6 protein-coding genes and 1 pseudogene are annotated in these 11,422 nt (G+C 60.7%); 4 read left to right on the top strand and 3 right to left on the bottom strand.

Going from position 1 to position 11,422, the window contains the following annotated elements; genetic code table 11:
• Positions 1-109: 109 nt before the first annotated feature.
• Positions 110-1,144: an aspartate-semialdehyde dehydrogenase gene (locus tag C9E91_RS19585; protein WP_104824905.1), complete on the top strand. Its 1,035-nt coding sequence runs from the start codon at positions 110-112 to the stop codon at positions 1,142-1,144.
• Positions 1,145-1,431: 287 nt separating this feature from the next.
• Positions 1,432-2,253, top strand: a complete 822-nt coding sequence (locus C9E91_RS19590) for a lytic murein transglycosylase (RefSeq protein ID WP_107109916.1) — start codon at positions 1,432-1,434, stop codon at positions 2,251-2,253.
• Between the two features lie 75 nt (positions 2,254-2,328).
• On the opposite strand, the gene C9E91_RS19595 is transcribed toward C9E91_RS19590, so the two are convergent.
• Entirely contained in the window at positions 2,329-2,970 is a 642-nt protein-coding gene (locus C9E91_RS19595; RefSeq protein ID WP_107109917.1) for a carbonic anhydrase, read from the bottom strand.
• A 72-nt stretch (positions 2,971-3,042) separates the two neighbouring features.
• The gene (gene pdxY / locus C9E91_RS19600) at positions 3,043-3,918 is read right to left on the bottom strand and encodes a pyridoxal kinase PdxY (protein WP_107109918.1); all 876 of its coding nucleotides are present in this window, start codon (positions 3,916-3,918) and stop codon (positions 3,043-3,045) included.
• 294 nt (positions 3,919-4,212) lie between these two features.
• Here pdxY and C9E91_RS19605 point away from each other — a divergent pair, with 294 nt between their 5' ends.
• Together C9E91_RS19605 and C9E91_RS19610 are read left to right on the top strand one after the other, a co-directional pair.
• Positions 4,213-9,003 carry an NAD-glutamate dehydrogenase gene (locus tag C9E91_RS19605; protein ID WP_107109919.1) on the top strand — a complete coding sequence of 1,597 codons (4,791 nt, stop codon included), beginning with the start codon at positions 4,213-4,215 and terminating at the stop codon, positions 9,001-9,003.
• Positions 9,004-9,151: 148 nt separating this feature from the next.
• Complete coding sequence (locus tag C9E91_RS19610; RefSeq protein ID WP_107109920.1) at positions 9,152-10,540, top strand: MFS transporter; 1,389 nt, start codon at positions 9,152-9,154, stop codon at positions 10,538-10,540.
• A 157-nt stretch (positions 10,541-10,697) separates the two neighbouring features.
• On the opposite strand, the pseudogene purH reads toward C9E91_RS19610, so the two are convergent.
• Positions 10,698-11,422 (bottom strand): annotated as a pseudogene (gene purH, locus C9E91_RS19615) (bifunctional phosphoribosylaminoimidazolecarboxamide formyltransferase/IMP cyclohydrolase); the annotation flags it as partial.

The raw sequence follows: 11,422 nt of genomic DNA on the forward strand, positions 1-11,422 counted from the left end.
GTCTCTGGCCTGCCGCTCTCTCCCCGGCTCGGCTGGGGACAGGAACCGGTCGTCATGACCGTGGTTCCCCCCTCGCCAAAGAGGAGAGAAGAGAAAGAGAGCTTGAGAAATGGGTTTCAAAGTTGCAGTTGCGGGCGCGACCGGGAATGTCGGCCGCGAAATGCTCAATATCCTGTCCGAACGCGGTTTTCCGGCTGACGAGGTCGTAGCGCTCGCATCGGCCCGCTCGCAGGGCACCGAAGTTTCCTTCGGCGACCGGACGCTGAAGGTTTCGAACCTGGAGAATTACGATTTCTCCGATACCGATATCTGCCTGATGTCGGCCGGCGGCGATGTCTCCAAGAAGTTCTCGCCGAAGATCGGTGCCCAGGGCTGCGTCGTCATCGATAACTCCTCGGCCTGGCGCTACGACGCCGACGTGCCGTTGATCGTGCCGGAAGTGAACCCCGATGCCGTCACGCAGTTCACCAAGCGAAACATCATCGCCAATCCGAATTGCTCGACCGCGCAGCTCGTCGTGGCGCTGAAGCCGCTACATGACTTTGCCAAGATCAAGCGCGTCGTCATCTCCACCTACCAGTCCGTTTCCGGCGCTGGCAAGGACGGCATGGACGAGCTATTCAACCAAACCCGCGCCGTCTTCGTCGCCGATCCGATCGAGTCGAAGAAGTTCACCAAGCGCATCGCCTTCAACGTCATTCCGCACATCGATGTCTTCATGGAAGACGGCTACACCAAGGAAGAATGGAAGGTGCTGGCCGAAACCAAGAAGATGCTCGATCCGAAGATCAAGGTCACCTGCACCGCCGTGCGCGTGCCGGTCTTCATCGGCCATTCGGAATCGGTCAACATCGAATTCGAAAACGAAATCACTGCCGATCAGGCTCGCGATATCCTGCGCGAAGCCCCGGGCTGCCTCGTCATCGATAAGCGCGAAAACGGCGGCTACATCACGCCTTATGAGTCTGCTGGCGAAGACGCGACCTACATTTCGCGCATTCGCGAGGATGCGACGGTCGAAAACGGTCTCAACATCTGGGTCGTCTCCGACAATCTGCGCAAGGGCGCGGCACTGAACGCCATCCAGATTGCCGAACTCCTGATCAACCGCGGCCTCGTCAAGCCGCGCAAGCAGGCGGCCTAAACGGTTTATAAACCAATTTACGGTTCTTAAACCTTTGCTGGCTAAGCAGGATTTAAAGAAAAGCCTCGTCATTTCGCATCGAAAGGCGAGGCTTTTACAAAGCTGCTTAGGTGCAATGTTTCACGTGAAGCGAAATATTGATCGCGAAAACGTGATAATGACAGAATTGCCGGATACTGGCATGGTCCGGTCACAGTAAGACCGCGTGTAGGCCTGGAAAATAGAAGGCTTATGCGCCATCAAAAACCGTTACCGCGTCTCGCGCGGTAAGAATTCGGGGACTCTGAATGCGCATGACAAAGTCTGGAATGGCAGCTCTCGTAGCAGGCGGGTTGCTGTTGGTGACGCCGTTTGCGGCCAATGCGGCAGCTTGTGGCAATACGTCGGCTGGTTTTGAGAATTGGGTGCAGCAATTCAAGCAGGAAGCCCAGGCTCAGGGCGTCAGCGCCTCTGTTCTCGACCGGGCCTTTGCCAACGTGCACTACAATCAACCAACCATCCGCGCCGATCGCGGTCAGAAAAGCTTCAAGCTCTCCTTCGAAGACTTCATGAGGAAGCGCGGCGGCCAGACGATCATTACCCGCGGCAAGGCCATGAAGCAGGCCAATGCCCCGTTGTTTGCGAAAATCGAGAAGCGCTATGGCGTGCCCGCCGGCCCGATCATTGCTATCTGGGGCATGGAAACCGGTTTCGGTGGCTTCATGGGCGACCAGCATACGCTTTCCGCCGTGTCGACGCTCGCTTATGACTGCCGCCGCTCCGATTATTTCACCGATCAGCTCTATGCCGCCCTCAAGCTCGTCGGCGAAGGCTATCTTAGCCCGACCGCCCGCGGTGCAGCCCATGGCGAAATCGGCCAGACGCAATTCATGCCGAAGAACGTCGTCAATTTCGGTGTCGACGGCGATGGCGACGGCAGGGTCGATCTGGTCGGATCCCGCGCCGACGCGCTGGCCTCGACTGCAAACTTCCTGAAGGGCCATGGCTGGCAGCCGGGTCTTGGCTATCAGCCCGGCGAGCCGAACTTCGCAGCGATCGGTGGCTGGAACGATGCAGCCGTCTACCAGCAGGCAATCGCCTATATCGGCAAGCAGATCGACGGCCAATAATCACGGCGACAAAATTGATAAAAGGCGCTCGGCCAAATGGCCCGGGCGTCTTTTTCGTTTGTCCCTATCGAGGTCTCAGATTTCCGGCCGGATAAAATCGCGCGTCTCGGGGTCCATCACCCACAGCTCGCCAGTCGAAATATCGAACCACGCACCGTGCAGGCTCAATTTCCCTTCCTCTTCCAGCGCCTTGATATCAGGAAAGCTGCGCAGATTATTGAGCGAATTGCGGATGGAGATGCGCTCCAACGCCGTCTGCCGCTCGGCCGGCGTCATGACGTCATTGCTCTGGATCTGCTCGGCGGCCGGCTTTACGAGGCCCATCCAGCGGCCGATGAAATCGCCCGGCGACAGCGGCTCGGCATTCGGGTCCAACGCTGCGCGGATACCGCCGCAACGACCATGCCCCATGACCACGATATCTGAGACCTTCAGCGACTGCACCGCGAATTCCAGAGCTGCGGACGTCGAGTGAAAATGACCATCCGGCTCGTAGGGCGGCACCATATTGGCGACGTTGCGGATGACGAAAAGCTCTCCGGGACCCGCATCGAAAATAGTCTCCGGTGCAGAGCGGCTGTCGGAACAGGCAATCACTAGCGCCGCGGGCTTCTGCCCATCCTCCGCCAGACTGCGATAGCGCTCGCGTTCGTCGACGTAACGCCCGCTCATGAAGTTGCGATAGCCATTCAGAAGGGAGGTAGGAAAGCTCAGCATAGTATTGAATTACAGCGCACTGCGGCCGATGGCAACTATTGCGCTGCAAAAACCTATCGCCCGAGCCGATCGCTATTTCTTCCGCCGTTGCGCCGGATGCAGCAGGCGCCGCATCTGCACCATTGCCATGGGGGTCGATAGGCTGGAAGCATCGGCGGCGAGCGTCAATTCGTCGCTGCCGCGCTTAACCGCCCGCGCCAGCACTTCGTAGACGCTGGCCGTGGTCAATTGCAAAGCCCGCTCTTCGTCCATCCCTGACAGCAGCCGCGACAGGAACACGGCCGAGAGCAGGTCGCCGAGCCCGTTCGGCGCCTTGTCGATGCTGCGATGTTCGGCAAACAGCGCGTTGCGGCCGCTGAGATAGAGATTTCCGGTGCCGCCGGTCATCATCGGAACGGCCGACGTTACCAGCATGCGCGGCGGCCCCAGCGCCAGGGCAGCCTCCATGACGGCATTGTTGTCCTCTAGCGGCGCGCCGGCGAGCCAGGCAAGCTCGTGGCGGTTCGGCGTCGCCAGCGATGCAAGCGGGATGAGGTGATCGCGGATCGCTTCCGCGGTTGCTTCCGGCACATAAAGCCCACCGGAATCGCCGATGACGGGATCGCAGGCATAGAAGATATCGGGGTTCTTTTCCCGCAGTGCCGTTACCAACCGCGCGACGGAGCGCACTTGCGCTGCATTGCCGAAATAACCCGACAGCACCGCCTTCACCTCCGCCAGCCAAGGCGCGGCGATGAGATCGTCGATCGCATGGTCGAAATCCGCCTCGGCAAAGGTTAGCCGGGTGGAGCGGCCATGGCCGGGGTGCCAGGGCAAAACGATGGTCGGCAGCGCCCAAACGGGGTGACCCAGGGTTTCCAGCGCGAAGACGGCGGCGCGATTGCCGACGGAGCCTCTGACGACATGGCTGGAGATGACGATAACGGCGCCTGCCGCAGTGTCCGACATGATGCTTGTTTCCAGTTCCGATCTTCGGGCCACGATGGCGCCGGTGATGATCTCTTTATCGTCAGTCTGTCAACCACGCTTCACAGAGTCATGAAAACCTCTGTTGAGGACGCAATATCGCCAATTCTGCGCCGATTTTCCCGCGATTTGCATCGAGATCACAAAAACCAGCAAGATTTTTCAAAATTTGAGGCCAAATCCGTCGAAAAGCGATGAAATCCGCATTCATTTTGCCAGTTTTTTCGATAAATCTTCTGATAAGGTCACCAAAACTCTGAAATGGGGAGGAATTTCATGGCATCGAGGACCAATCCGAAACGGGAAAAACAGATCGAAGCGGCCCGCAAGATCGCCGCCGCGACCGGCGAGGCGCATCTCGATCCGGAAATCCTGTTCGGCCGGGCGAGCAATGACGATATGGAGCGCTACAGCCCGGAAATGCTGGCTCTTGCCGCCGTGCATGCGGCGGGTGAACTGGCGGCCTGGAGCGGCTCGTCTCCCCGTGTGACCATCGAACAGGTCGCCAATATCGAGCCCGAAGGCGCACCCGTTTCGATCCTGTCTATAACGGATCATAACATGCCGTTCCTCTACGAATCGGCGATGGGCGAGGTGACGAGCAGCTACCGCGACCTTTACATGGCGGTGCATCCGATCCTCGTCATCGAAGACGGCAAGCAACCCACGCTCTATTCCGCCGATCAACCAAGCGATCCGGCCAATCGCGTCAGCCATATTCAACTGCACCTGTCGCCGCTGACCGCGGCGCAGGCAGCGGACTTGATCAAGCGCGTGCAAACCGTGCTCGACCAGACGCATCTGACCGTTTCCGACTGGAAGCCGATGCTGACGCGGCTGGATACGGTGATATCCGAGCTTTCCACTTACGAGACCACCGGCCGTCGTAAAGCGGATCGCGATGAAGCGCTGGCCTTCCTCGCCTGGCTGCGCGACGGCAATTTCACCTTCCTTGGCATGCGCGAATATGTCTATTCCGGCAAGGGCGCCAGCGCCAAGGTGGAGCGCGACCGCGGCGCCGGCCTCGGCATCCTCTCCAATCCCGATGTCCTCGTCCTGCGCCAGGGAAAAGACGCCGTCACCACGACCCCGGAAATCCTGGCCTTCCTCGAGGGACCGGATTTCCTGATCGTCACCAAGGCCAATGTGAAGTCTGTCGTCCATCGTCGCGCCTATATGGACTATGTCGGCGTCAAGCGTTTCGATGCCGATGGCAAGGTCACCGGCGAACTGCGCATCGTCGGCCTCTATACATCCACCGCCTACACCAGCGCCGCCGCCGAAGTGCCGCTGCTGCGTTCCAAGGTGCAGAAGGTCAAGGACTACTTCGGCTTCGACCCGGCCAGCCATTCCGGCCGCATGCTGGACAACACGCTGGAATCCTATCCGCGCGACGATCTTTTCCAGATCGATACGACGCTGCTCGCAAGCTTTGCCGAACAGATCAACGACCTTGCCGATCGGCCGCGCGTCCGTGCGCTGCCGCGCATCGACCATTTCGATCGCTTCGTCTCGGTCATCGTCTACGTTCCGCGCGAGGAATATGATTCCTCCGTCCGGGAGCGAATCGGCAATCATCTGAAGACCGTCTATGACGGCCGCGTCTCCGCCTACTACCCAGCCTTCCCGGAAGGTGGCGTGGCGCGCGTGCATTTCATCATCGGCCGCAGCGGCGGCAAGACCCCGCACATTCCGCAGGCCAGGCTTGAAGCAGCGATCCGCGCCATCACCGCCCGCTGGGACGACCGCTTCGAAATGCTGGCCGGGCCTAAGGCGCCGCATATCTCCGTCAGCCAGGCCTTCCAGGAGGCCTTTTCGCCGGAGGATGCCGTTGCCGACCTGCCCAACATCATGGCCATTGCCGGTGCCGGACAGATCCGCATCGCCTTCTACATCCGCAAGGATGAAACGGGCGATATCCTGTCCCTGAAGATCTTCCACGGCGAAGGCAATCTGGCGCTGTCGCGCCGCGTGCCGCTGCTCGAAAACCTCGGCTTCAACGTACTCAGCGAGCGGACCTTCGACATATACGTCACCGCCAAGAACGGCGGGAACGGCCATATCGTTCTCCATGATATGGAGCTCGAAGCTCGCGGCGGCGTGACGATCGACCTCGCGCGCCACGGTGCGGCGCTGGAGGAAGCCTTCCTCGCTGCATTCGGCGGTACGATCGACAATGATAGCTTCAACCGGCTGATCATCTCCGCCGGCCTTTCCGCCCGCGAAACCAACGTCCTGCGCGCCTATGCCCGTTATCTCCGCCAGGCTGGCATTGCCTATTCGCAGGATTACATTGCCGCGACGCTGGACAAATATCCGCGCATCGCGGGCTCGATCTTCCGCCTGTTCCACGACACGCTCGACCCCAGGCTCAGCGAGAAGAACCGCACGAAGAAACTCAGCGACTTGCATGCGACGATCGAGACCGAACTCGCCGACGTTCCAAGCCTCGACGACGACCGGATTCTCCGCCGCTACGTCAATGCCGTCGACGCGACGCTGCGTACCAACCATTTCCAGAGAAACCCAGATGGCACGCCAAAGGCCATGCTTGCCTTCAAGCTCGATCCGAAGCTTCTGGACGGTCTGCCGGAGCCGCGGCCTTTCCGCGAGATCTTCGTCTATGGCGTCGAGGTGGAGGGCGTGCACCTGCGCTTCGGCAAGGTCGCCCGCGGTGGCCTGCGCTGGTCGGACCGCGCTGAAGACTACCGTACCGAGGTTCTGGGCCTTGTGAAGGCGCAGCAGGTGAAGAATGCCGTCATCGTGCCTGTCGGCGCCAAGGGCGGCTTCTATCCGAAGAAACTTCCGGTCGGCGGCAGCCGCGACGAGATCTTCAATGCCGGCCGCGAAGCCTACAAGACCTATATTCGCACCCTGCTGTCGATCACCGACAATATCTCGGGCAACGATATCGTCCCGCCGCCGGACACTGTGCGGCAGGATGGAGACGACCCCTATTTCGTCGTCGCCGCCGACAAGGGCACGGCTACTTTCTCCGACACCGCCAATGCCCTGGCGCAGGAAGCCGGTTTCTGGCTCGACGACGCCTTTGCCTCGGGCGGCTCGGCCGGCTACGACCACAAGAAGATGGGCATCACCGCCCGTGGTGCCTGGGAGACCGTCAAACGGCACTTCCGTGAAATGGATATCGATATCCAGACGACGCCCTTCACCGTCGCCGGCGTCGGCGACATGTCCGGCGACGTCTTCGGCAACGGCATGCTGCTGTCACCCAAAATCCGCCTGCTCGCCGCCTTCGATCACCGCGACATCTTCATCGATCCGGATCCGGACATGAAAAAGACGCTTGCCGAGCGGCAGCGGCTTTTCAATCTCGCCCGCTCGAGCTGGCAGGATTTCGACAAGAGCGTCCTGTCGAAGGGTGCGATGATCATCTCGCGTTCGGCCAAATCGGTGACGCTGACACATGAGGCCGCTGCCACTATCGGCATCGACAAGACGGTGGCGACACCCTTCGAGATCATGACGGCGATCCTGAAGAGCCCGGTGGACCTGCTCTGGTTCGGCGGCATCGGCACCTATGTGAAGGCGCCGGCCGAAACGGATTCGGAAGTCGGCGATCGCGCCAACGATCCGATCCGCATTACCGCGGAGGAGGTTCGCGCGAAGGTCATCGGCGAAGGCGCCAATCTCGGCGTCACCCAGAAGGGCCGCATCGCCTACGGCCTCAAGGGTGGACGCTGCAATTCCGACGCCATCGACAATTCCGCCGGCGTCAACACCTCGGACGTCGAGGTCAATATCAAGATTGCGCTGGCATCCGCCATGTTTGATGGCCGCCTGACGCGCGCCAAACGCGATACGCTACTGGCATCGATGACCGACGAAGTCGCGACACTGGTGCTCCGCAACAACTATCTGCAGTCGCTGGCGATCTCGCTGACGGAACGCAAGGGCACTGGCAACGGTCTGGAGCTCAGCCGCTTCATGAGTGTTCTCGAAGGCGCAAAACAGCTCAACCGCAAGGTCGAGACGCTGCCGGACGACCAGACCTTTGCCGAGCGCTACGCCAATGGCCGGCCGCTCAGCCGCGCCGAGATCGGCGTCCTGCTCTCCTATGCCAAGATCGTCCTCTTCGATGCCTTGGCGGCGAGCGACCTGCCGGACGACCCCTATTTTGCCGCGACGCTCAGCCGATATTTCCCGGCGAAGATGCAGCGCTCACATGCCGCCGATATCGCCGGCCACCGGCTGCGCCGCGAAATCATCGCAACGGCATTGGCAAACGAAGCGATCAACCGCGGCGGACCGGGCTTTGCCGTCAGCATGATGGATGCAACGGCCGCTTCTGCCGCTGAAGTGGTCAAGGCTGCCGTGCTCGCCCGCGACGGCTTCGATCTCGACAGGCTGTGGAACGAGACCGATGCGCTCGACGGTAAAGTCGGCGGCCAGACGCAGAACCGCGTCTATGGCGAAATCACCGAAGTCTATACGGTGCTGACCCGCCTGCTGCTGAAAACCGGAGCGGCCAAAGGCGACATGGAGGAAACCGTTAGCCGGCTTCAGGCAGCATTGAAACGGCTGCGGCCTGTCTTCCTCAGCCAGATCCCGGCGGATTTCGCAGCCGAGATCGCGACCCGGCAGGCGGATTATCAGACCGCCGGCCTCCCGGAAAAGCTCGCGTCCGAGATCGCGACGATCTACGCGCTCGTCCTCGTGCCGGAGATCATGCAGATCGCCGAGCGCACGGGCGATACGCTCAACCGCGCCGCCGAAAGCTACTTCACGGTGTCGCAGACCTTCCGCGTCGGCCGCCTGCTACTTGCCGGCAGCCGGATCATCACCGGCGATCACTATGAAAGCCTGGCGCTGGCCCGCAGCCTCGACCAGATCGCAGGCGCTCGCCGCGATATCGTCATCTCGGCGCTCAGCAATCATCCCAAGGACAAGCAACCGATCCTCGCCTGGCACGCCGAAGACCGCATCCGCATCAACCGCATTGCCGAAGAGCTTGCGGGCCTCAGCGAAAGCGGCGATCCGAACCTTGCCCGGATTACCGTTGCCGCCGGCCTCCTGACCGACCTTGCGCATGACCGGGCGAGATGACACAGTCCGCCCGGTTCGATTGAGCAATTCCAGGAAAACTGCGAAGCGGTTTTCCGTCCGGAATGCGTAAAAACAAGGATAGAGCGGGAAAGCGATTCCGGGAAACGCTGAACCGCTCTATCCGCGCTATGGAAACAGGGGCAGGCATTTGGTGGCTACAGAAATAAGGGACGATGCGCCGGCAAAAGTGCCGGCGCGGGGCATCTGGGGGTGGATGTTCTTCGACTGGGCGGCACAGCCGTTCTTCACCGTCGTCACCACCTTCATCTTCGGTCCTTATTTCGTCGCGCGGCTGACGGCGGATCCCGCCTCTGCGCAGATAGACTGGGCTAACATGGGGACGATCTCTTCGGTGATCATCGCCGTGTTGTCGCCGGTACTCGGTTCGATCGCCGATCAATCTGGCGCTCGCAAGCCCTGGATTGCCTTCTTCGCCGTCATCAAGATCGTAAGCCTCCTCTGCCTCTGGGGCGCGGCACCAGGCTCGCCTTTGATCTATCCCATCATCTTCATGATCCTCGCGTCGATCTCGGCCGAGTTCTCGATCGTTTTCAACGATTCCATGATGCCCCGGCTGGTCGGCAAGGACGATGTCGGCAAGCTGTCAAACGCTGCCTGGGGACTTGGCTATCTCGGCGGCATGATCGTATTGATCACCGTCGTAACGCTGCTGGCCGGCGATCCGCAAACCGGCAAGACTATTTTCGGTCTGAAGCCGCTCTTCGGCCTCGACGCAAGGCTCGGCGAGGATGCGCGCATCACCGGGCCAATCTCTGCCGTGTGGTATTTCATCTTTATCCTGCCGATGTTTTTGTTCACGCCCGACGCCCCACGCGGCCTGCCGCTTTACGCAGCAGTGCGTTCGGGCCTGCGCGAGCTCTCGACGACCTTGGGTGAATTGAAGCGCCGGCGCGGCATCAGCCTCTTCCTCATTGCCCGTATGATCTATCAGGATGGCGTCAACGGCCTGCTGTTTCTCGGCGGCGCCTTTGCTGCAGGCATGTTCCATTGGACAACAATCGAGATCGGCATCTACGGCATCATCCTCAACGTCATCGCGATTTTTGGCTGCTTTGCGGCTAGCTATGTCGACCGTTGGCTCGGCTCGAAAACGACCGTCCTCATCAGCCTAACATTGTTGCTTATCGCAACCCTCGGCATCATCTCGACAGGCCCGGGCTTCACGCTTTTCGGCCTCGTACCGCTCTCGACGGTCAGCTCCGGCGGTCTGTTCGGCACCGCAGCGGAAAAAGCCTATATCGGCTACGGCCTATTGATCGGCATCGCCTTCGGCCCTGTGCAGGCCTCATCGCGCTCCTATCTTGCCCGCAGCGTCAGCCTTCATGAGGCGGGCCGCTATTTCGGCATCTACGCACTCTCCGGCCGAGCAACCAGCTTCATGGCGACGCTATTCTTCTCTCTGGTGACCTATTGGAGCGGCTCAGCGCGCCTTGGCATGGCAACGCTCATCATTTTCCTCGCTGGCGGGCTGCTGCTACTGCTGCCGACACCGTACCCGGCTGACAAGGCGAAGTAAAATATCCCTCCTTTGATAAGGGATATACCGGTGAGATGACTAGCCCTCATGGTGAGGAGGCCCACAGGGCCGTCTCGAACCACGAGGGCGGGTGGTAGCCTACGGGGCCACCCTCGTCCTTCGACAGACTCAGGATGAGGGTGGAGTAGCGACGATGTTAGTGACGGAAGTGGCGCACGCCCGTGAAGACCATCGCGACATTGTGCTCGTTGGCAGCATCGATGACTTCCTGGTCACGCATCGAACCACCCGGCTGAATGACGGCCGTAGCACCTGCGGCAATCGCCGAGAGCAGGCCGTCGGCAAACGGCAGGAAGGCTTCGGACGCCACGGCGGAGCCGCGCGTTAGCGGTTCGACAAGCCCCATGGCCTTGGCGGCTTCCTCAGCCTTGATCGCGGCGATGCGGGCCGAATCGACGCGGCTCATCTGGCCGGCGCCGATACCCGCCGTCTGGCCATCCTTGGCGTAGACAACGGCGTTGGATTTCACATGCTTGGCGACACGGAAGGCAAACTTCATGTCTTCCAGCTCCTGCGCCGTCGGTGCACGCTTGGTGACGACCTTCAGCTCCATATCTTCGACCAGCGCATTGTCGCGATTCTGCACCAGCAGACCGCCAGACACGGTCTTGGCGGTCAGGCCGGCTGCACGCGGATCGGGCAGGGCGCCGACGGAAAGCAGGCGGAGGTTCGGCTTGCGGGCGATAATTGCCTTGGCTTCTTCGCTGACCTCAGGCGCGATGATGACTTCGGTGAAGAGCTTGACGATCTCTTCTGCCGTTTCCGCATCGAGCAGGCTGTTCAACGCGATAATGCCGCCGAAGGCCGAGACGGAATCGCAGGCAAGAGCCCGCTTATAGGCTTCAAGGAGGCTCGGACCGG

This window comes from Rhizobium sp. SEMIA4064 (assembly GCF_003025035.1).
Classification (GTDB): domain Bacteria; phylum Pseudomonadota; class Alphaproteobacteria; order Rhizobiales; family Rhizobiaceae; genus Rhizobium; species Rhizobium paranaense.

Excerpts from the sequence above, each read along its gene's own strand:
- C9E91_RS19585 (WP_104824905.1), top strand. The coding sequence starts at position 110 with ATGGGTTTCAAAGTTGCAGTTGCGGGCGCGACCGGGAATGTCGGCCGC.
- C9E91_RS19595 (WP_107109917.1), bottom strand. The coding sequence starts at position 2,970 with ATGCTGAGCTTTCCTACCTCCCTTCTGAATGGCTATCGCAACTTCATG.
- C9E91_RS19590 (WP_107109916.1), top strand. The coding sequence starts at position 1,432 with ATGCGCATGACAAAGTCTGGAATGGCAGCTCTCGTAGCAGGCGGGTTG.
- C9E91_RS19605 (WP_107109919.1), top strand. The coding sequence starts at position 4,213 with ATGGCATCGAGGACCAATCCGAAACGGGAAAAACAGATCGAAGCGGCC.
- pdxY (WP_107109918.1), bottom strand. The coding sequence starts at position 3,918 with ATGTCGGACACTGCGGCAGGCGCCGTTATCGTCATCTCCAGCCATGTC.